The sequence below is a fragment of the Paenibacillus sp. FSL L8-0708 genome (genome assembly GCF_038009325.1).
GTDB lineage: Bacteria > Bacillota > Bacilli > Paenibacillales > Paenibacillaceae > Paenibacillus_AQ > Paenibacillus_AQ odorifer.
The window spans coordinates 2,261,534-2,280,896 of sequence record NZ_JBBPBC010000001.1; the positions used below are offsets into that span (position 1 = coordinate 2,261,534).

35 protein-coding genes are annotated in these 19,363 nt (G+C 41.0%); 30 read left to right on the forward strand and 5 right to left on the reverse strand.

Translation table 11 applies throughout. The features are described 5' to 3' along the window. The first annotated feature begins 3 nt into the window (after positions 1-3). The 4 genes from NYE58_RS10420 (at position 4) to NYE58_RS10435 (ending at position 4,343) form a co-directional block, all read left to right on the forward strand. Positions 4-810: a phage tail domain-containing protein gene (locus NYE58_RS10420; protein WP_341001797.1), complete on the forward strand. Its 807-nt coding sequence runs from the start codon at positions 4-6 to the stop codon at positions 808-810. Between the two features lie 19 nt (positions 811-829). Beyond that, positions 830-2,971: a prophage endopeptidase tail family protein gene (locus NYE58_RS10425; protein WP_341001798.1), complete on the forward strand. Its 2,142-nt coding sequence runs from the start codon at positions 830-832 to the stop codon at positions 2,969-2,971. 62 nt (positions 2,972-3,033) lie between these two features. After that, positions 3,034-3,588: a hypothetical protein gene (locus NYE58_RS10430; RefSeq protein ID WP_341001799.1), complete on the forward strand. Its 555-nt coding sequence runs from the start codon at positions 3,034-3,036 to the stop codon at positions 3,586-3,588. A 296-nt stretch (positions 3,589-3,884) separates the two neighbouring features. Continuing rightward, on the forward strand, positions 3,885-4,343 hold the full coding sequence (locus NYE58_RS10435; protein WP_341001800.1) for a phage holin family protein: 459 nt from the start codon (positions 3,885-3,887) through the stop codon (positions 4,341-4,343). Between the two features lie 163 nt (positions 4,344-4,506). Here the strand turns inward: NYE58_RS10435 and NYE58_RS10440 are convergent, their stop codons facing one another. Beyond that, positions 4,507-4,710, reverse strand: coding sequence for a transcriptional regulator (locus NYE58_RS10440; RefSeq protein ID WP_341001801.1), 204 nt, complete (start codon positions 4,708-4,710; stop codon positions 4,507-4,509). Between the two features lie 157 nt (positions 4,711-4,867). Here NYE58_RS10440 and NYE58_RS10445 point away from each other — a divergent pair, with 157 nt between their 5' ends. The 8 genes from NYE58_RS10445 to NYE58_RS10480 all read left to right on the forward strand — a co-directional run bounded on the left by NYE58_RS10445 (position 4,868) and on the right by NYE58_RS10480 (position 8,296). Further along, entirely contained in the window at positions 4,868-5,068 is a 201-nt protein-coding gene (locus NYE58_RS10445) for a hypothetical protein (protein ID WP_341001802.1), read from the forward strand. Positions 5,069-5,371: 303 nt separating this feature from the next. Then, a complete protein-coding gene (locus NYE58_RS10450; protein WP_341001803.1) occupies positions 5,372-5,572 on the forward strand; it encodes a hypothetical protein in 201 nt (66 codons plus the stop codon). Between the two features lie 119 nt (positions 5,573-5,691). Beyond that, the gene (locus NYE58_RS10455) at positions 5,692-5,937 is read left to right on the forward strand and encodes a DUF7667 family protein (protein WP_445671786.1); all 246 of its coding nucleotides are present in this window, start codon (positions 5,692-5,694) and stop codon (positions 5,935-5,937) included. Positions 5,938-6,048: 111 nt separating this feature from the next. After that, entirely contained in the window at positions 6,049-6,675 is a 627-nt protein-coding gene (locus tag NYE58_RS10460) for a hypothetical protein (protein WP_341001806.1), read from the forward strand. Then, a complete protein-coding gene (locus NYE58_RS10465) occupies positions 6,668-7,195 on the forward strand; it encodes an accessory gene regulator ArgB-like protein (RefSeq protein WP_341001807.1) in 528 nt (175 codons plus the stop codon). The genes NYE58_RS10460 and NYE58_RS10465 overlap by 8 nt, the downstream gene beginning before the upstream one ends. Continuing rightward, positions 7,192-7,302, forward strand: coding sequence for a cyclic lactone autoinducer peptide (locus NYE58_RS10470; protein WP_341001808.1), 111 nt, complete (start codon positions 7,192-7,194; stop codon positions 7,300-7,302). The genes NYE58_RS10465 and NYE58_RS10470 overlap by 4 nt, the downstream gene beginning before the upstream one ends. A gap of 12 nt (positions 7,303-7,314) precedes the next feature. After that, positions 7,315-7,689: a LytTR family transcriptional regulator DNA-binding domain-containing protein gene (locus NYE58_RS10475; RefSeq protein ID WP_341001809.1), complete on the forward strand. Its 375-nt coding sequence runs from the start codon at positions 7,315-7,317 to the stop codon at positions 7,687-7,689. A gap of 193 nt (positions 7,690-7,882) precedes the next feature. Then, positions 7,883-8,296 carry a LytTR family DNA-binding domain-containing protein gene (locus NYE58_RS10480; protein WP_341001810.1) on the forward strand — a complete coding sequence of 138 codons (414 nt, stop codon included), beginning with the start codon at positions 7,883-7,885 and terminating at the stop codon, positions 8,294-8,296. A gap of 156 nt (positions 8,297-8,452) precedes the next feature. Here NYE58_RS10480 and NYE58_RS10485 read toward each other — a convergent pair whose 3' ends face one another. Beyond that, a complete protein-coding gene (locus tag NYE58_RS10485) occupies positions 8,453-8,683 on the reverse strand; it encodes a helix-turn-helix domain-containing protein (protein WP_341001811.1) in 231 nt (76 codons plus the stop codon). Between the two features lie 143 nt (positions 8,684-8,826). Here NYE58_RS10485 and NYE58_RS10490 point away from each other — a divergent pair, with 143 nt between their 5' ends. Further along, the gene (locus NYE58_RS10490) at positions 8,827-9,021 is read left to right on the forward strand and encodes a hypothetical protein (protein WP_341001812.1); all 195 of its coding nucleotides are present in this window, start codon (positions 8,827-8,829) and stop codon (positions 9,019-9,021) included. A gap of 194 nt (positions 9,022-9,215) precedes the next feature. Here NYE58_RS10490 and NYE58_RS10495 read toward each other — a convergent pair whose 3' ends face one another. The 3 genes from NYE58_RS10495 to NYE58_RS10505 all read right to left on the reverse strand — a co-directional run bounded on the left by NYE58_RS10495 (position 9,216) and on the right by NYE58_RS10505 (position 11,745). After that, complete coding sequence (locus NYE58_RS10495; protein WP_076104490.1) at positions 9,216-10,364, reverse strand: tyrosine-type recombinase/integrase; 1,149 nt, start codon at positions 10,362-10,364, stop codon at positions 9,216-9,218. 13 nt (positions 10,365-10,377) lie between these two features. Then, positions 10,378-11,262 (reverse strand): ImmA/IrrE family metallo-endopeptidase, encoded by an 885-nt coding sequence (locus NYE58_RS10500; protein ID WP_341001813.1) that lies wholly within the window; start codon positions 11,260-11,262, stop codon positions 10,378-10,380. A gap of 75 nt (positions 11,263-11,337) precedes the next feature. Then, positions 11,338-11,745, reverse strand: a complete 408-nt coding sequence (locus NYE58_RS10505; protein WP_076104492.1) for a helix-turn-helix domain-containing protein — start codon at positions 11,743-11,745, stop codon at positions 11,338-11,340. 142 nt (positions 11,746-11,887) lie between these two features. On the opposite strand from NYE58_RS10505, the gene NYE58_RS10510 reads away from it, so the two are divergent. The 17 genes from NYE58_RS10510 (at position 11,888) to NYE58_RS10590 (ending at position 19,352) form a co-directional block, all read left to right on the forward strand. After that, positions 11,888-12,163, forward strand: coding sequence for a hypothetical protein (locus NYE58_RS10510; protein ID WP_081393362.1), 276 nt, complete (start codon positions 11,888-11,890; stop codon positions 12,161-12,163). 1 nt (position 12,164) lies between these two features. Then, positions 12,165-12,431, forward strand: coding sequence for a group-specific protein (locus NYE58_RS10515; RefSeq protein WP_036684541.1), 267 nt, complete (start codon positions 12,165-12,167; stop codon positions 12,429-12,431). 55 nt (positions 12,432-12,486) lie between these two features. Next, positions 12,487-12,687: a hypothetical protein gene (locus NYE58_RS10520; protein ID WP_076104493.1), complete on the forward strand. Its 201-nt coding sequence runs from the start codon at positions 12,487-12,489 to the stop codon at positions 12,685-12,687. A 4-nt stretch (positions 12,688-12,691) separates the two neighbouring features. After that, positions 12,692-12,967 carry a hypothetical protein gene (locus NYE58_RS10525; protein ID WP_341001815.1) on the forward strand — a complete coding sequence of 92 codons (276 nt, stop codon included), beginning with the start codon at positions 12,692-12,694 and terminating at the stop codon, positions 12,965-12,967. 101 nt (positions 12,968-13,068) lie between these two features. Further along, positions 13,069-13,824: a phage antirepressor KilAC domain-containing protein gene (locus NYE58_RS10530; RefSeq protein WP_341001816.1), complete on the forward strand. Its 756-nt coding sequence runs from the start codon at positions 13,069-13,071 to the stop codon at positions 13,822-13,824. Between the two features lie 26 nt (positions 13,825-13,850). Continuing rightward, on the forward strand, positions 13,851-14,000 hold the full coding sequence (locus NYE58_RS10535) for a hypothetical protein (protein ID WP_340891758.1): 150 nt from the start codon (positions 13,851-13,853) through the stop codon (positions 13,998-14,000). 90 nt (positions 14,001-14,090) lie between these two features. After that, a complete protein-coding gene (locus NYE58_RS10540; RefSeq protein WP_341001817.1) occupies positions 14,091-14,564 on the forward strand; it encodes a hypothetical protein in 474 nt (157 codons plus the stop codon). Further along, the gene (locus NYE58_RS10545; RefSeq protein ID WP_036684313.1) at positions 14,554-14,952 is read left to right on the forward strand and encodes a hypothetical protein; all 399 of its coding nucleotides are present in this window, start codon (positions 14,554-14,556) and stop codon (positions 14,950-14,952) included. Before NYE58_RS10540 ends, NYE58_RS10545 begins: the two co-directional genes overlap by 11 nt. Beyond that, a complete protein-coding gene (locus NYE58_RS10550) occupies positions 14,952-15,269 on the forward strand; it encodes a hypothetical protein (RefSeq protein WP_036684310.1) in 318 nt (105 codons plus the stop codon). The genes NYE58_RS10545 and NYE58_RS10550 overlap by 1 nt, the downstream gene beginning before the upstream one ends. A 35-nt stretch (positions 15,270-15,304) precedes the next feature. Continuing rightward, complete coding sequence (locus tag NYE58_RS10555; protein WP_340891751.1) at positions 15,305-16,156, forward strand: DUF4373 domain-containing protein; 852 nt, start codon at positions 15,305-15,307, stop codon at positions 16,154-16,156. After that, positions 16,095-16,934, forward strand: a complete 840-nt coding sequence (locus NYE58_RS10560; RefSeq protein ID WP_341001819.1) for an ATP-binding protein — start codon at positions 16,095-16,097, stop codon at positions 16,932-16,934. The genes NYE58_RS10555 and NYE58_RS10560 overlap by 62 nt, the downstream gene beginning before the upstream one ends. Positions 16,935-16,943: 9 nt before the next feature. After that, the gene (locus NYE58_RS10565) at positions 16,944-17,090 is read left to right on the forward strand and encodes a hypothetical protein (RefSeq protein WP_179089039.1); all 147 of its coding nucleotides are present in this window, start codon (positions 16,944-16,946) and stop codon (positions 17,088-17,090) included. 105 nt (positions 17,091-17,195) lie between these two features. Beyond that, positions 17,196-17,426, forward strand: a complete 231-nt coding sequence (locus NYE58_RS10570) for a hypothetical protein (RefSeq protein ID WP_341001820.1) — start codon at positions 17,196-17,198, stop codon at positions 17,424-17,426. A 36-nt stretch (positions 17,427-17,462) separates the two neighbouring features. Further along, a complete protein-coding gene (locus NYE58_RS10575; protein WP_341001821.1) occupies positions 17,463-17,621 on the forward strand; it encodes a hypothetical protein in 159 nt (52 codons plus the stop codon). Next, complete coding sequence (locus tag NYE58_RS10580; protein WP_341001823.1) at positions 17,605-18,126, forward strand: Holliday junction resolvase RecU; 522 nt, start codon at positions 17,605-17,607, stop codon at positions 18,124-18,126. The genes NYE58_RS10575 and NYE58_RS10580 overlap by 17 nt, the downstream gene beginning before the upstream one ends. Before the next feature lie 94 nt (positions 18,127-18,220). Next, positions 18,221-18,616 carry a replication terminator protein gene (locus NYE58_RS10585; RefSeq protein ID WP_341001824.1) on the forward strand — a complete coding sequence of 132 codons (396 nt, stop codon included), beginning with the start codon at positions 18,221-18,223 and terminating at the stop codon, positions 18,614-18,616. A gap of 28 nt (positions 18,617-18,644) precedes the next feature. Then, positions 18,645-19,352: a hypothetical protein gene (locus NYE58_RS10590; RefSeq protein WP_339246809.1), complete on the forward strand. Its 708-nt coding sequence runs from the start codon at positions 18,645-18,647 to the stop codon at positions 19,350-19,352. The last annotated feature ends 11 nt before the right edge of the window (positions 19,353-19,363 follow it).

The following is a 19,363-nucleotide window of genomic DNA, read 5'->3' on the forward strand; positions in this document are numbered from 1 at the left end:
CTTATGATTGAAGCCACGGCAGACGGCGCTACTTTTGAATCTTTGGGTCTTGGGTTGGTGAGACATAATATTCCAGTCCTACCCCCAACCATTGATAACAGCCTTTCTATAGCTGGAGCAGACGGAGAAACTGACTTTGGTTCCACTTACGGCCCGAGGACATTTGATTTAGAATGTGTCCTCATGGCTGACAATCCAACTTTGGATTATCAACGGAGAGTCGCCTTAATGGCGGCTCTTTTTGATGCCAAGAAAGGCGACATCATCTTTACGTTCTCAGATTTACCGGACAAACGATATGTGGGACGGTACGCCGGAAATCTACCGATTGAAAAAATCATTTTCGATGGCAATGTGACCATTCCCATTAAAATGCATAATCCGTGGCCAGAGTCTGTTCATACCACAGAGATCCGAAGGTATGGCGAAGGGCTGTCCTATGGCGAGGGATATCAATATCAAGGCTCTTCCTATTTCACAGTCACTTCCAGTGGGCAAGTTCTTGTTGTTGAGAATAAAGGAACTAAAACAGCAGAGCCTTTGATTCGCATTACAGGTGCTTTCACAAACTTATCATTGACAGCAAAAGGACAGACCTTCACTTTTTCGGGGTCTACTGGAGCTTCAGATATTCTGGAGATCGATTGTAATCCTCAGAAATGCAGAGTCCGCCTTAACGGTGAAAGTGTATTTGGAAGGTCCAATGGAGTGTTTTTCGAATTAAGTCCAGGGGAAACAGAATTCGTAGCGCAGGCGCAATTAAGTAACATCATTATTGAATTTATATATCGATACAAATACCTGTATTAAGCAAAAGGAGAGAGCGAAAATGCCAAATCAAAGACACCTTGAGTCACTGGACAAGAACTTAAAGCGTGTGGGATTGCTTGTTTCCGCCTATGATGTGCAGCGGAAAAGAAAGATCAACTCCGATGATGAAATAACATTCACTGTACCTATGACCTCTGAGGATTACCAGGAGAAGCTTGAACTGAAGGGCCACATCCAGGATGAGCGGGGACAATATTACGTTATTGAATCTCGGTCCAGAATCCGGGACGGGCTGAAGCTGCTATGCTCATTTTACTGCCGACACATATTCCACAAGTTAACGGATTTCAAGTTCCCTTATGGCTCATACATCGGGGAAGGGTACGGAATCCATATTTCAGAATTAACTAATCGAATTACAGCGGCTACCGGTGGGCGCTTTACCTTCAGCATAGACGATTCATTTGACTTAATGGATGTAAAAGACTTTGGCGTAGGAAATTGTATGGATGCACTAGAATCGGTAATCAATTTGTATGGATGCGAAATGAAACCTGACAACTTTGTCATTCATCTCAAAAAGAAAATCGGCACTGACAAAGGCCTTCAGTACCGGCTTAAGAAAAATATCGTGTCTGACCAGTTCAAGGACAATACGACGGCGCTCACAACCCGCCTATTTGCCCAAATGAAGGACGGAATGACATGGATAGGTCAACCTGCATCCATTCTTACAAACGAAGAAAGAACACTGCTGGAGGCTGTGCCAGGGGCAATCGTTAACGGCATACTCCAAGTGAATTATTTAATTTCGCCATATGTCCATCAATGGTCTAGTGATTCGGTCCCGTTCTTTGATAATGAGATTATTGAACAGGACATCGATCCGAGTAATAATTTATCAAAGGCTGTAGCGGATCTACTGGAGGTGTCCAGAAAGACACTTCGTTTAAAAGAGATTCCAGAGTTCGAAGTCAGTGTAGATGGAGCGGATCTCTTTAAGATCGATAATGAAGAACCAGCACCCGATCTAGGGGATACCGTCTATTGTTATGATCCCAAGATGGAAATGAAAAACATGGTTGCGCGGATCATGGATCTGACAGAGTACCCATATACCAAAGAAAAGCATGCACAGGTCACGATTTCAAATGTGGCCATCAAAGACGAAACAGATATCGTTGCTGATTTAGGCAACAGTGTCAAAACAGTTGAAAAAATCTTCAGCGGCGGAAGAGTCCGAGCTGCCGCCTTCGAAGAATACGCACGTAAAGCAGTGATCGACATTAATAACTCAAAAACTGAGCTTATCTACCCACCTGAAGGTGGTATCCTAGCGCAAGAAAAAAATAATCCCTTACGCCAGGTTCGTTTAACTTCAGCAGGGCTTGGTATATCTACAGATGGATGGAATACTTTGCGAGCTGCCATTACAGCAGATGGAGTATTAGCTGAACAGGTCATAGGACAATTTGGTAACTTTGTATCCATGTTAATTGGAGAAGGCAACAACGTGGTACAACTAAACACGCATGGAATAGCAGCTGGACACGCAAATTTCAACGAAGCAAAATTTCAAGTAGATATGGCAGGAAACGTGATAGCTAGATCTATTAAACTTACTGGAGAGATTGAACAGTCCACGATGAAATCCTCATTAGTTCAGGCTAGTCGATTTGTAGGGAATGAAATAGAAGGAGGAGTGATAACAGGTTCTTTTATAAGGACTGCTGCTTCCGGACAGCGGGTTGAAATGGATGTTAACAGTTTCAGATCCGTAGATGCATCTGGAAAGATAAGAGTATCGATCTCACAAAATGGTAAGTACGGTGTTGCTGGAACAGAGTACTTTGATGGCGGCAGTGTATTTAAAGGTGGAATATACGGAATTGAAGATGGATTGTATTTTGAATCTCCATCGTATATGAATCTATACGCCCCTATCATAGCAATGAATGGTATTGTGCGTTTTGATGCCGCAACTTCAGTTAGTGGAATCAAGATAAGTGCGATAACTGGACTGCAAGCTGCAATAAATGCTATTCAGTCAAACGTTGACGCAAAGGCAACGTCAGGCATTTCAACAGGTAGTGCGGGGCCATATAACTGCGGAATCCCTATAGGCACTGTGCTTAGAGATGTCAATGGAGTTGCTTACACTTGGTCCGGCGTTCCCGCACACGTTCACACGCAAAACTGATATATGCAGACTCTCCCTATAATTGGTATAATTGCGTTATATCCTTATAGGGAGAGTTGCTTATGAAAAAGTTAATCATTGCATTTTTAACCGCGTGTGTTCTAATTACCGGCTCAACTGCGATTGCTGCTACATCTTCACTCGTTGGTAAAAAAGTTGCGAAAGAAGTCAACATAGAAAAGAATGGCGTAAAGTCCGTCCAGAAAGCGGTAATAATCGACGGGGTTACGTACGCCCCTGTTCGTGATATTGCGGAAAGCATAGGTTACTCAGTAACATATAAAGGAGATGTGGTATCGTTGCAAAGTGTACAGATAATACCTGAGGAAACTACGACATCAAATGATGTTGTGCATTCTGAGATTACTAGGCTTAAAAATAGCATTAACACATATGCTGGAAACATCGAACGACGAACGTCTTACGACCTTACCCCTGATAGAAATCTACTTACAGAGCATCTTGCAAAGGGTGGAACGGACGCGCGCGATATTGCTGTAACCGAGGGATTGGAAAAGAAAATCAAAGACAGTCAAGATTATATCGCAGAACAGCAAGCCCTAATTACCAAAGCGGAAGAACGAATTGCAGAGTTGAAAACTCAACTTGGAGAATAGCTAAGAATCGTACTAAAACTGTCGCTTAACTGCGGTCAAACAGATATATCCTATAACTAAGAAGGTCTCTCCTGATGGAGGGGCCTTTATTTTGTTATAGGAGGCTCGTTTTTATGCTTAAAGTAATTTGGAAGGCTTATCATATGTACTGGATTAAATACCACAATTCATGCAGGAACCATCATTTTAGACAAAGAGATATGCATTGGGACAAGGTTAGAAGAAAAGAATCGGAATAATCTATGTTCGCAGTTAATAAAAACAAAAAAATGAAATTGAGAAAGCGGTGTGAATAGGTGACAAAATCTCAATTAGCAGCATCTGCAGTTGGGGCAGCAGCTGTTCCGATATTCGAATTTTTATACGGGGAGGCGGACGCTGTTCCGACGGTAATGGCTGCACTTTTATTTTTCGTATTAATGGACTGGCTTTCTGGAGTCCGAGCAGCTAAAAAGGACAATACTTATGCCAGCAAGTATGGCATTGACGGTATTTTTCGAACGTTCTTTATGCTTCTGCTGCCAGCTGGCGGTCATTTACTTGATGGCGTGTTCGGATTCTCAGGAGCAATCTTTGGGGCACTGGCAGTTGGAACCCTATATCATGTCTTACAAAGTATGACCGCCAATTCGATACGAGCGGGTTGGGGGGATTGGTTGCCTTTATCTGTAATGGATTGGGTTATCAAGTGGGCTGGCAGTGAACTGGACAAAAAAATCAAGAGAGCTGCTGCCCGGAAGGAGGAAGGTGCATGAGTCGTAAATTATCGAAAGAGTATTTTGCTATAGACATAAAGTAAATTCCCAATCGCGTAAGATCATGAAGCCCGTCAATCTTAACTGGTTGACGGGCTTTTTTTGTTTGCACTTGTTAAGCACCAGGAAAATTTTCCTGAGCAAAAATGATCCGTCCAGGCTATTACTGTGGAAGATCTTTTTTGGCATGTCCTATTTTTTCTTCGATGGCTTCTAAAATGAAAGCATTCCTACTCATTCCGAATTTTTCAGCCTCGATATCAATCTTCTCGCGTTCCCCTTTTTTAACCCAAATCTTCACTTGATCATAGTTAGCTGCATTGTATTTATTTTTTGCCCTAGTCGAAGCTTTTCCTTTAATTTCCACCAACAACCCTCCCTTTTCCCATTATAACATTAATTATATACTATGACCAGTATAAAAAAGCTTGACTATGTGGTTGTACCAGTATATATTTGAGATACAGAAAACAATTAATCCACATAAAACCTAAGCTGAGGGCATACGGGGGGAGGGATAAGGGATGAAACAAACTCGCACTGAGCAAGAGTTAAAGGGGCGCGAAGTCGCGCTGCTGCAAGAACTCTTCACAAACTGCATGGAGTTGGCTGCTTGCTACAAGTCAGCAGGAAAGACGGAACTGGACTCCGAGGTTATCGGCCTGGTAGGTCGCGCTAACGGGTATCGGCGGCAGCTGAAGGCACTGGGTGTGCTGGTAGGCTAATAACACGGGGCTACGGCCGAGGGAGGTGAACGAATTGACTGAGGTTAATTCATTTAAAGATATGGACGGTAAACGAGTTGTTATCAGGGATAAGGTTAGATATGTTTCCGTCCATAAGGAACATGAGCAAGTGCGTGTCGTGCAGCGGATTATTAAGACGGGCTACTTTATTAGCGTGTATGTGGAGGGCATATCCCACCCATGGCACATGCCGAGAACATGCGTAAGGAAGGTGTGCGAATAGCTGCGCATTGCGAATGAATTGAACCATACGGGGCTACAGCCCCTCTAAAGGAGGATGAAATGAAGATCGATCCCGAATTTGTACTGAAATTATTGCGAGAATCAGACGGATCTCATTATGCAACTGCAATAGGAATTATACGAAATGAAATTCAGGCCAAGCATTCACCATTCTCTAAAATAAGAAATGTGAAAATTGTCCTCGATGCGCTTGATACACTTCACAACGAACTCATACAATATCCGCCTGATGAGCGCTGAGAGCGCCTTGGACCAGCTGTGGGGCTGGTCGAAACCTACCGGATGAATCGTGCCGGGATGGTCGCGGTATCCGCCATACGAGGGAAGCGCGCGCCCTCACATGTATAGGAGTGATAGATATGTTGTCTGGTCATGATCGACTTGCCGAACTATGGACCATCAATCTCAACCGTCCATTAACTGATCCGGAAATGGAAGAAATGTATATCTGTCTTAAAGCAAATTCCAACTATCTTTGGGAAGTTGCCAGGCTACAGCAGTTAAATCGATTAGCTAATCAGACTAGTGATCTGATTTGGAAGGAAGAGATTCGTGTTCAAATGGAAGAACTTCGGACAACTGGGAGAGTGTCAAAGAGACACTGAAATACCACCGCCTGATAGGTTTATATCATAGTAAATAAGTAGTATACGCTAAACAAAGCAGGTTATATAATTGGACTAATAAATGAAAATTATGTCAGGCGGTGTAGAACAATGATTTCAGAAGCGGTAGGATTTTTATTGTTTTCGACAATAGAAGGTGTTGGCATCCTATTCATAATGATGTCTATATTTCGGATGAACCCACTAGCGAAAATATGGCCAGCGCTCTTTATAATCCTGCTTATGAGCTTACAAAGCTTTGTTTTACGAAATGAATTGGAGTTGAACTACATGGTACCGGTAATAAATATCTTGCTTTTTATCTTACTGCTTACAACGGTGATTAAGATACCGGTATTGTGGTCAGGCATCATCGCTATATTGGGATACATGGCTTACGCAATTGCCCAAACCCTAGTTGTATTCACGGTATTCGGGTCCATAGTAAACGCACAATCCACGCTCTTTCATGGTTACACAACACAAGCAATGACGGCAATTATATTAATTTTTATTTCGTGGTTCATGTTAAAAAATCGCATAGGCTTCACCTTTGAATTTGAAAGACTTCGGTTAAAAAGAGAAGACACTATTGTTATAATATTAATGCTGATTTTTTTGATTATATTTTCAATCATCATGATTAGACAAGACATTTGGCTCAATATTATTTTTTTTGGAGCAGCTCTAATGATGTTAATATATTACTCTGTAAGGGAGGAACATTTCTATGATTGATAAAATATCGAATATTTTAGCCATTCGTATTAAGAAATCAATTCCTGATCATCCTGCGACTGAAGAGGTACTGAAATTTTCGCTAGGTATTATTCTGAATGCGGTGTCTATTATTACACTTACGTTACTCGTTTCAATTGGGACAGGACGCACAATTTCAGCACTTATAGCTCTTATTGGATTTGCTATTCTACGGCAACTAACGGGTGGATTGCATCTTCAATCTGGAACATGGTGTGTATTAGTCAGTACTTTGCTATTCACAGGGATTAGCTTAATTCACTTGTCTGATGGAGCCACAACAATTATTACTGTTTTAGCACTGATTGTTGTTATAGTATTGGCACCAAAGGGGATTGAGAGGCAGTCACGCATTGACCCGAAACATTTTTTTAAAATGAAATTAGCAGCAAGCGCGGTTGTTGCAACCAACTTGATTTTCACATCCACCACACTGGCACTTTGTTTTTTTGTACAAGTACTGCTCTTGATTCCTGGAAAGGAGGTGAAAAATTCATGAATTTAATCGCAAATATGTTGTACGCTGTCGCTGATTTTACTGTTAGCACAAACAGCTTCTTGTATATTTATAAGGGCAAAGTTCCTGCTCAGTTACTAAAGAAGTAGGGGGCTTTAAATATGGATCATCTTGTAGTCACAAATGACATTCATGGAACCGGCGGATTGATACCTGTCAAAATCGATGAAATACTATATTTTAAAAGCAAACCGGAAAAAATGCATATTAAGATAGTTACATCAACGGCAGATTTCGACGCGATGGGATCTATAAAATATTGGATTGATATGCTCAATAATTCGGGCTATCATTTCAAACTTATTGACAGAGGGACTGTAGTGAATGTCAATAAAGTAGCCGGGATTAATGAAGAAGAAAAAACATTGATGTTTGCCGGACGGAACACCGGAAAAGAATGCACTATTGCGTACCATCGGTACCGGCAGGTTCGAGACGAATTGATCGGAATGAATGGACGCATTTGTGTCATATAAACTGCAGCAGAAAGAGGCTTTAGAGGCCTCTTTTGTTTTGCGTAAAATGTCGAAAAAAGTATACTAGTTTTAGTAAATTGAGAATCCCAATTTTGATTGTCTAATCCCTGAATATGGTATTAAATTATATTAATTCAACGTTTGAAAAAATGTTGACAAAAATCAGTATGGTTGCAAAAAAAAGGAGGGGCAAATGATCTATCTAACAGTTACTGAAGATGAAGATGGCGCAGGTATGAAACAGATACGAGTCGATGAGATATTGTGTATGCAATTTGATAATCGACTTAACATCGCGGTTCACACTGAAAAAAACCATTATGTTGCTGTTGGACCTCTGAGATTTTGGGAATCAGCTTTCAAGAAGGCTGGATTGAATTTTATGAGACTAGATCGAGGGGTGTTGGCAAACGTAGATAAAATAAAAGCGGTAGATAAGGATTTTAAGTTAGCGTATTTTGATACAAATATCGATAAATATACGAAGAGTTGTACTATGTCTAGTTCGGGGTATAAATCTTTTCGCGAAATAAACCCTACAATTCCGGTCGTGAATAACAGTGGATCAAAATTGTTTAAGGGCTTGCCCTGGCAGACAAGCCCTTAATATGAAAGCATTCTAAAATTTACAATTTCAATATATCACACTATTTATGATTTCATATCCTCATTCGCGCTACAAATTATTGTTGACGAAAAATAACTTTCTGTCATGTGCAACTTTCGGTTATCGGGGGAGCAGAATTCTACTCCGTCCTGTTAGTCATAACGGCCATTCATAGAGGTCGGATTCCGTGCAACCAAGTACAATACATAGCCCTCTCATTGCTACAATTGGGATCTCCAAGCGGTTATTTTCGTATTTGGAGATAGTTGGCGCAGCAATGGACACCCCGACTTCCGACAAAAGCTTGTAAGATAACTCGTTTTGAGTGAGACCAGCCTTTTGGCGTATTTGACCTAACAGGCACTTCCCGGTTCGAAGTGCTGCCATAACAACCTCCCATTATGTTATTAAGGAGAAGACGTTCGAGCGAATTATACCATAAAATGTACCCTTAATGCATTTCAGTAGAATGAGAAATTGGCGCATTAATTAACGATAACTGTCATGATTAAATATAAGGAGCATCGTAGATGGAAAAACACAAAATACAAGTACCTTGGGATATAAGCGTAGATCTTATTAAGCTACTTTCAGCAGCTATTGTTTCATCTGAGGGAATTAAAGCACTGGTAGAAGTATCTGTAATTACACCTTCAGCCAATTATTTTGTAAGTATTGATACTAGTAGAACTGATATAAAACATGCCGATTTCGTGCCGAGATAAAGTGGAAATCTGTGATATGGCATGAAATGTATAATAGAAGAGATCGCTGTAAAATGCTGTTTCTTCTATTATAATATATGCTGTGATAGACGTAGTTATTCAAGTTCGAGATGGAGGGAAGCATAGGATAACCTTTATTTACAAGGGTTTTCTGGTTTAAAAGGTGGTGACCGCCCCCTTTTTGCCCCCTTTGCTTAATTTACGTAGTTTACGTAAAGAGTGAGAGCATCATCTTCAATTTTTTCAGTAATATGCAGATACGTGTCCGCTGTGATCTTGACACTCTTGTGTCCAAGACGAGCGGACACGTATTTTATTGTGGCCCCAGCTTCCAGTAGATGCACAGCGTGGGTATGCCGGAGGGCGTGAGGTGACAATATGGGTAGAGCGACACGTTTACATACAGCCTTAAAATAATCTCTCACAACATTTGTCCTAAGCCATCTACCGTCATGTTGCGAAAAGACTAAATTGTCTTTAGAGGCTTTGTAGTTTTCGTATCGAAGAACTACTTCTTTCTGGTTAATGCGGTGCCGCCTAAGAATTTTAATCGTAGGCTCGTCCAGCTTTATAAGCCGGTTGCTCGATTTAGATTTTGGTGTAGAGATGTACGGGTTAGTATTTAGGGGATAAACGAGAGTTTTACTAATAGATAAGGTTCGCATGTCCAGTTGAATGTCATCCCAAGTTAAAGCTAGTGCCTCACCGATCCGGATTCCTGTCCGAGCAAGCAGTGTAAAGAGCGTTTCATATTGTCTCGATTCCTTATATTTTGAATTTTTGACTGGTCGAGCTGAAGTAAGAAACATATCTAATTGCTCCCGACTAAACCAACTCACTTTCTTCTTATCCTCAGTTTCTTTGGGTATTTTAATTTTTTGCAAAGGATTCTCACGGATAATATTAAATTCATGAACGGCATCGCTCATTGCACAATTCATGATACTGTGTATCCGCCGAACAGTCCCTTCGCTATAATGCCCCCGCAATTCGTTTATCCACTCCTGATACTCATTACGAGTGATTTCTTTGATTTTTAAATGACCCCAGCGAGGCAGAATATTCAAGCGTACATTTCGTTCCTGAACCGTGTACGTAATAGGCTTAACATTAGGCTTTTTATACACCTCAAGCCATTTTTCGAAGTATTTGTTCACAAGTTCATTGCCATCAGGCATAAATCCATAATATTCAACTTCCAGTTGTGCAGCAGCAGCAGCTAGCACTGCCTCTGGTTTGGTTTTGAACCCCCCTTTAGATGTTTCGTCCTGAGCACCTGTTTTACGATTTGTGAACTTAATTCGGTACTCCCAAGTTGAACCTCGTTTTCTGTAATAGGCCATCTACACAACCTCCTTACCATGATAACTTTCTAGTCATTATTTGATCGCGAGCGATCTTCATATCTACATCGTGCATATGAATAACGTAACACCTTTTCTTCAAACCGTGTCTGTACAAGAGTTGGTGGACCTGTAATGTAAGAATACCATCGAAACAAATAACGTCACTACTAAAGGTTGACATGCATTCAATTCGCTGCATTTCATCCAAATCAATCTCAGGAAGTCGCTCTCCGATGGGTAATTCAATTTCGCGGCAGTTTATTAATGTCCATTCATCCAGAGTGACTATAAGTTGGGAGGGCCCGTCAGTTGTTCCAGAAGGATCGTAATACACAGCAAACTCCACCTCGTCGTTCACGGTAGTATTCACCTCCTTTCGTGGCTGGATTGCATTCGAAATCTCAGCATTCATACCCCCTTCGAATTCCCTCCGTAAAATTTGTTCATACCTCTTTTGCGCTAATTCTAAGTTAACTGAGAAGACAATTGATAATTGCTCTATAGCTTGTCTGCGGTCTGGAGAGAGAATTATTTGATTAATCATGAAGAAAGGCATCAAAGCATAAATTTTAAATTGTTCTGTGTCGTCTTCCTGATATTTAACAAAGGATTTAGGTAGTAAATTTTGGTTGCCTGAATGCCTTAGGAGATGGCCTAACTCGTGAAGAAAGTCTTCTCTTTGTTCTTGTAATGTTTTTTGATCATTCAAAAAAATTAACAGTTTACCTTTTTTAGTTTGATGAGAAGTACTTCGCACCTTTACATAGGTTACAGTGACATTTAATTTTTTGGCGATAGCTGAGACTGCGATATCTCCTGGAAGATGAATGCCATTTTTAATATAAAGGTGCTTCACAAACTCTTCTAAGTGGGTTTCTTTGTAATATTTAAACATAAGAGCCTCCTATTCAGATCGTATGTTCGTATTTATGGGTATGCAGAATCAACAAAATAGCTGATTCTACGGGATTTATTTTTCATCAGATTCAGAAGCGCGTTTGATAATTTCCCATATTTGTCTTAGTTCCTTGATTCTCTCTTCTGGGGCATCCAATAGCTCTTTGAAAAATAAGTTGTTCTCGGGATCGTTAATAAAAGATTCAAACTCGAATTGCTCCTTATTTTTGTCGTCTGATGAGTTTTCGAGTAGAACATCCAAAGACACATCGAAATAATCAGCAATGATTCGTACTGATTCCATTTTCGGATCAGTTAAATTATTTTCCCATCTAGAAACCATGCTCTTGCTGAAGGAAGTGGAATACCTGCTGTTAATTTCCTTTACGAACTGGTCTAAACTCAATTTTCTATCTGACCTTAGTTTTTTTAAGAGATCACCAAACATTGGAACGCCACTCCTTCTTAATATTACGTACATCTAATATAATACATATTTCGTTCCTATAATGCAACAGTGTGATAAAATATTATTCCTATTTAGGAACAAAAGGTGTTGACAGTGCAGATAAGTTGGTTTAATCTGAGGTTGTTCCTATTAAGGAACGAAAGGAGGGGCAACAATGGCAACAATGTCGCCTAATGCAAATCGCAGAAGACAGCCATACACGAAGATCAAAGTTTTTCTATATCAGAAGAACATCCCTCAGATTGAAGTGGGACAGGTGATCGGGAAAACTGTAAGTGCGATTAATCAAAAACTAAATGGAACTGGAGGTGATTTCTCTTTGGGAGAAGCAAGGATCCTTTGTGAGCACTTTGGTATCCCGAAGGAATTTTTTTTTGAGGTGAGTGTTCCTATAAAGGAACTAAGTAGTTCGGAGGTGACAAGTGAATAACATTCTTTCAGTAAACGTGAATAAAACAGAAGTCATGAAAATGTGTCGTGAACAAATTGAGTTGCTTGTTAAAGAAGTTGACTCCGAATATGTTTTTTGGGATACATCAGAACTTAAGCGTCGTACTTGTCTTTCTTGGAATACAATACAATCTCTTTTCTTCTTCGACCCTCGATTTCCAAAACGAAAGATTGGGGGGAAGTGGTTTTTTCCTGCAAGAGAAACACGGCGTTTTTTGGAAGAGTGGCTTGAGGAGCAACCACGATGATCTATCAGCCATCATAACCACATTATAGGGTTTTATACCTGAAGGGAGATACCCCATGAGTAAAAAGAAAAGTAGATACCCTGATCTGGTAAGTATATTGCAAAACTGTTTAGATCGTGGGTGCACACCAGAACAAATGCAAGACTTCATCGATCGAGCTCGTCTTTACAATATTGATCGTCCGGATATGTTAGCACTCATTGATGACTTAGAAGTAAGATATATAACTTCTCTAGGTGAAGGTAAGGAGGTTTAGTTACGTGACAGTAATCATATGCAGTACAGTCAGATGCCCTTATCCCAATTGTGGTCATACAGGTGATGTAATCACAGTCAATCATTGCCGCACTGCTCATGAAATGGAGCGCAAAGAACTGTTTGGGAGATTCGGTAAACCGCAAAGTATCGGATACGATCCTCAAGCCGCAAACAAGAATCTAGAAGGACACACGCCAATTCAGCGATTAAATATCGGATACCCTAGTGACTCCATTAACGCGAAAGATAGGAGATCAGCTAGGAGTAAAGGGAGGTGAAAGAGTCATGTATAAACGTATTTTGAAGATTTGTGGAAAGAAATTCGGATACATCGGGTGTGCTTGATTATTGAAATACCTACTAGAAAGGATGTGACAACATGAATCAATTTCAAACTTTTGATTTTTCGGGAATGGCAGTAAGGGTTGTTTCGAAAGATGGGACTCCATGGTGGGTTGCCCGAGACGTTTGTTCTGTTCTTGAGATTTCTAATAATCGAGATGCGCTCAGTCGTCTCGATGATGATGAAAAGGGAGTAGTTTCAACCGACACCCCTGGTGGAAAGCAAGATTTGATGGCTGTGAATGAACCGGGGTTATTTTCCCTCATACTCGGTAGTCGCAAGCCGGAAGCCAAGCGATTCAAACGATGGGTTACTCACGAGGTGCTTCCGGCTATTCGTAAAACTGGCATGTATGCTACTGATGACTTACTTAATAATCCCGACTTACTCATTCAAGCAGCAACTAAGCTCAAGGAAGAACGAGAAGCGCGAAAGGCGTTAGAAACAAAGGTTGAACTGGATCGTCCGAAGGTAGTCTTTGCAGAGGCGCTTGAGGTATCAGAAAATTCTGTGCTCGTACGAGAACTATCGAAAATACTCAAACAAAATGATATCGATGTTGGGGAGCAAAGGCTTTTTGAATGGTTGAGGCATAACGGATATTTAATAACTCGAAAAGGTTCAGATTATAATCTGCCTTCTCAAAAATCAATGGAACTTAAAATCATGGAAATCAAGGTAGGTCAACGCAGTAGCGCAAGTGAAGGTGTGAAGATTACTCGTACAACTAAGATTACAGGTAAGGGCATTGGCTATTTTATAAATAAGTTTAAAGGTGAGGGTCACATATGAAAGATTTAAAAGAGTGTCGATATCAAATGCGATGCTGGCTTGAGGCCAGCAAAGATGCGAAACTGCGGGGCGATGAGATCAATGAGGAGCACGCTATCGAAATGTTCCGCTTGTATCGTGACGAATTACTCGCTGCTTGGAGCAGTCCCGCAGAACGAGCAGCGCTTTGTGGATAAACGAAAAACAGCCCAACGGGTTAGGAGCCGTGGACTGTAGCTTTACCAAAAATATTAAGTTCAGTTTATCAGGGTTTGGAGGAAAAAGCAATGCAAGCTAAAGATTGGAATTTACTCATGGTGGATGTAACTGGTCGGAAATATAAGGTTACAATCCAATCTACAAGTTTATTTAATGCAGTTCTATCTATGCATAAGCGCCAACCCTATGCCGATCCCATCCTTGATGGGATGGATTTCACGGCTCAAGAACGTGCAGCAATAGATCACTCTAAATATGTAAAGAACATGCGTGAAGAGTCGCTAGACCTTGTTTTAAAAACGATGAATTATCCGGAATGGATGAGAACTCCAGAACAAAGGAGAAGAGACTTTTTAGAGCGTCAGATACAGCGTGAGAAAGTAACTTCAGGCTGGACCAACGGTAATTTTAGCTGTCTAGCCTGCGAGACAATTATTCCTGAAGGCCAGGTACATCTATCAGCCCATGGCGGTCATATCTGTAATTATCATTGCTTTGGTAACAAATTAATAAAAGATCGAGCTGAGTCAAATGGACATTGATATTAAGCAGTATATCAAGGATATCAGAAAATTACGCGCTCAGGCTGACGCTTACGATGACAATGCTCCTGGAGCAATCATGGAAAAAATACGCCTGCTTACAGCGGCTCACATGCTTATTGGACGAGTATCGGCTGTTAGAGACGGTGAGCATGCTCGTATCTATGCTGCCCGTAAAATAGCTTATGCCAAAGCTAGGAAGGAAGCAAAGCGCGGAGAGAAAGAGATAGCCGGCGATCTTGCTATTGAGGACTTGCGAATGGTTGAGGCTACAGCTCTTGAAGAAAAGATGATGTGGAAGAATGAGTTTTCTTCTCTCCGTGAGTACATTTATGAACTCAGATTAAGAGTACGGGTTGATATGAACACATTAGGAGGTGGGGATTGATGAAAGACGAATCTGCCATGAAGGTTTTAGAAGCTACAGCTATTAGGAGACGATTAAAAGAACTTAACGCCGAACTAAAAAAAGATCCTAAGCTTTCTCAGAAAAGAGTTAAAAAAATAGAAAAAGAGATTTTTGAGTTACAGCATAAATTGAAATCTTCCAATACAACATACCAACCTAAACAAAAATCACTTGGGAATTGCATTAACCCTAAGTGTCGGAAAAAGATACCAATCGGACAAGCAGTTGTTAAATACGGTCATAAGGGGTTGTGCTGTGATTATAAGTGTCTGATTGGTGCGATGAATGGAAGTTAGAAGACCGGGTGAGAAATACAGAATAGGGTGATCACATGAAAGAGGCGTATTACTTTTCCCATGACTATAACGCTAGACATGACCCCAAAATAACAGCAATGCGCGGCGTCTATGGGCCGGAGGGGTATGCCTGGTTTTGGATTCTAGTGGAGATGATGCGAGAGTCTGAGGACTACAAAATGGAGATGCGTTCGAAATACGCTTATCATGCGTTCGCATCACAAATGCAATGCGAACCTGAAAAAGCGCAAGAATTCATACGAGATTGCATTCATGAATTCGGACTGTTTAAAAGTGATGAAACGTGTTTTTGGAGTGATTCGCTACTTCGGCGTATGGAAAAACGCGACAAAAAATCAGAGGCTGCGCGCAGGTCGGCTGAGGCTAGATGGAGCAAGGAATCCACGCCCAGCAAGGATTTATCTAAAGGAGAAAAGCGAACGCAATACGAAAATGATGCGAATGCATATGCGGACGCATCAAAAAACGATGCATTAAAGGAAAGTAAAGGAAAGGAAATAAAAGAAGATATAAAACCATTGTGTGATGATCCGCCTCCGGCAGATCCACCCACTGATAATCACCATCCTGATTTTCTGAGATTTTGGGAAGTCTTCCCGAAGAACAGGCGTAGGGATAAAGCTAAAGCATTCGAAACTTGGAAAAAGAAAGTCAAAGTTGCCGAACGGGAAGATTTGATCAGATGCACGGAAGCTTACGCCAAAGATTTTAAAACGATCGGCAAAGATGGTAGTTATGCTAAGATGCCTACCACATACCTCAATGCTGGAACTTATAAAGACTACTTGGAGGGAGGGGCGATTGATGAAGACGGTGAACGTCCTTCAGGCGCTACCGGTAAATACTCAGAATTTATTATTGAGTAAACCGACCTGGGAGCATTGGGGATGCTGCATTGTCTGCCGAAAGCTCTTGGGATACAAAGAGTATCAGGTAATGGGGCGTACTAAACTCTTGCCGATTCACTGTGAATGCGAAATTGAGGCGGATAAGAAAAAGAAAATAATCGAGGAACGTAAGCGGCGCACGCTGGCTGCTCAGAAGACGTTTAACCGCTACAACTTGATACCGGACTCATTAAACATTGCCGGCTTTAAGAATTTCGTCAAACGGCCGGGATCAGAAAAATGCTATCAAATAGCGAAAAAATTCTATGTGAACTTTGAAAGTGAGGAAAACGGTTATGTTTTCTTCGGTGGCGTTGGCAGTGGTAAGAGCCATCTAGCCAGAGCGATTCAACGGTCCCTAGACGCGGACGGATGGCCTACACTCTTCTTGGATTGGCCGAAACTTGCTGATTTATCTAGGAGGTCAATTAAGGATAAAAGCATCGATATAGGTGCTATCGTACGGGCTGCTGTGGATGTGGATCTCTTGGTTTTAGATGATATTGGGACCGGACATCTTACGGATTATGAATTTAAATCGATCGCCTTTCCTGTTATTAACGGACGGCAAGGGAAAAAGACTATTTACACAAGCAATTTGGATCCAGAACGGCTAGACGCATGGTTTGCATGTGATAAGGACGATAATCCACTGGATGTTGATGGACGCTGTATGGATCGGATAATAGGATCTTGTACATTTGTTCTAAATAGGGCGAGTAGCTATCGTCGTGAGCGACCAAAGATTGTTGACTAAGGAGGGCTTATGGAAAAGATAGACGATTATGATCTGTATGATCTTGATTTTGAAGAGTGGCTGCGCCGCGGTCGGGTAGCATTCGGATTGGAGGAAGAAAATGAACTTTCTAAGCTGGAGGACGGATACAGAGCTAAAAGAGATCATCAACAATGAATATCTTGATTACGACATAAGAATCCACGCTGCCATGGAACTCATAGCCAGAGAAAAAATAAAAAAACTCATAATGGTGCTCGTCAATCGTAGACGTTCAGAGGTGTGGTGATTATGACTGCTGCTGAACGCCGGGAGAAATACTTGCTAAATGAATTCGATAGAATCTTTGAATCCTTGGAATATCGACTTTTTGAACATCTGGCCGCAGCTGACCATATCGTAGCTAAAATTATCTCAGAGGCATCTACTGCAGGTGTTGGGTTATCAACTAGTCAAAAAGTTGTACGGGCAAAGATTGAAGACATGATTGATCAAATAGCTGAAAAAACGTGAATTAGAAACCCCAAAAAGAGCGAGGAAAGATTCGAAATGACACATTACGAGGTTGGTAAAAAATATAAAAAGATCGCAACGGTAGTTAAAATTCACAAGGAAGTCCCGAGTGTACTGATGATTGATGATTTGCGTTATGTACTTGATCCGCCGCGGACTCCTAGAAAGGGTGGTATAGATGGCTCAAGGAAATAGAGGTGCAGCTTTTGAAAACTTAATTAATTTCACAAATAAATCCTATGAACATAGAGAATTAGCCGTCATCAATAAGCGATCAACGCCAGTAAAGGTAACAAAGAGTAAAGGAACAAAAGTACTTGCTGGATTCTTTGAAGCTAAATCAACTGTTGATTACGATGGCATCTATCGTGGAAGAGCTGTTTTTTTCGAAGCTAAGTCAATCCAAGAGCTTGATAGATTTGACCTAAAAAAGGTTGAGGATCATCAGTACGAACATTTAGAAAAGTGTCATAAGTTCGGAGCTCTATGTTTCGTACTAGTCGAGTTTAGAAAACAACGTAAAACATACCTTTTACCCTTCACAGCATTACGTGCATACAAGGTTGAGGCTTCCAGGGGCGGACGCAAAAGCATGACATTGGATAACTTCGAGATTGACGCATTTGAAGTTAGGACAGGCCGTGTTCCTCTTGATTATTTGGCTGCAGTAGATAAAATCTGGTTTGCGGAAACGGCATAGACCCCGAGTATGACAGGGGATCGGGCACCTCCATAGCGAAAAATCGAACTGGTGTACCCGTATATACAAATTTTAGATAATGGAGGATTTAAATATGAGTAAAGAAATTAACTTTAATAATCTAGCTGAGGGTGCTGTCGGTGAACGTCTGAACATTGAAATGCAAAAACTGGCCGCTAACGTTTTGGACCCAAACACTAATTGGAAGAACGTTCGCAAGTTAACACTGACCATTGCAATAAAGCCTAATGAAAAGCGAGAGATAGGGTCTGTTGATATTGATGTGAAAACAGCATTGGCACCAGCGAAGGGAGTATCAACAACAATTATCTTCGGAATGGATAACGAAGGTAAAGCGCGGGCAGCGGAACTTGTGTCTGGCGTTAAGGATCAGATGATGATCGATAATGACGGGGATGTAGCTGACGATAGAGGTAACAAAGTTAATCAAGTAGAGCAAAAGGAAAGTAATGTAGTTAATTTCAAATAATCTATTTATCCCTTAGGAGGAATCATTCATGTTAAAAGAAGCATTTCAATATATCGTCGGGCTTGGTAATAAAGGAATTATACCAGTCGGAGGGCAAACTTATGCTACCGGAAATTTGGAATTAGTCGCGGAGGCAACTACAACAACCCTCAAGGTTCGCAATTTATCCGGAATCGTAGAATACATCCAAAATGATTATGACCAGCAACCTCCGGTGTTAGTTCATATCGAAAGCCCAACAGAAGTTAGGGTCTTGAGTACATTTAACCGGGACAAGCGTCGTAACGTACTTGTTCAAGCCGAAGCGTTGTTACCAAGCATTCCCTTCAAGAGTTTTTTATCAGTCGAAGAATTCAATATCCTCCTGCAATCATGCTTTGTTCAGAGCGCGGATCGCGACACTCTGCTAAAAGTAGTAGGGAATATCAAAGAAGATAACGTGAAAACCACCGGAGATGATGGTATCTCCCAAAGTGTTACCGCGAAAACAGGTATCACAGCGGTAGCAGATGTTAAAGTCCCTAATCCAGTGACGTTAAAACCGTTCCGCACCTTTGTTGAGATTTCACAACCAACTTGTGATTTTGTCTTCCGCATGCAGGATGGTCCACGAGCTGCGTTGTTTGAAGCAGATGGAGGAGCTTGGAAGTTGCAGGCAATGGCAGACATCAAAGAATATTTAATGCAATCACTTAAAGAAGATATTGAATCTGGAAGAGTATTCATTATCGCTTAACAAAACATACT